This is a genomic window from Hungatella sp. SL.1.14 (assembly GCF_024460495.1).
Classification (GTDB): Bacteria; Bacillota; Clostridia; order Lachnospirales; family Lachnospiraceae; genus Hungatella; species Hungatella hathewayi.
On sequence record NZ_JANFYJ010000487.1, the window covers coordinates 1 to 291 of the forward strand.

Sequence of the window (291 nt, forward strand, 5' to 3'; positions counted from 1 at the left end):
TTGAAATCCTGAGCAATATCGTCGAGTTCCGTAACGGTGAGAGCGGGCTTCATGTGCTGCACATCCGTGTCATTACGGAGATGCTTCTTAAAAAGCTGGTAGAGAAGACGGATCGGATTCAGCTGTCACTGTCAGATATTGCTCTGATCGTCAATGCATCGGCTCTGCACAATATCGGAAAGATATCGATCCCGGAGGAAATTCTTAATAAACCCGGCCGCCTGACTCCGGAGGAGTTTGAGATCATGAAGACCCATGCGGCCATAGGTGCACAGATCCTGAAAAATGCAC

Annotated in this window: 1 protein-coding gene; it reads left to right on the top strand. The window is 48.8% G+C overall.

Annotated elements, in window-relative coordinates; translation table 11 throughout:
- Positions 1 to 291: HD-GYP domain-containing protein (locus NE473_RS31950; protein ID WP_256265715.1), on the top strand; the 291-nt coding region annotated here is incomplete at both ends.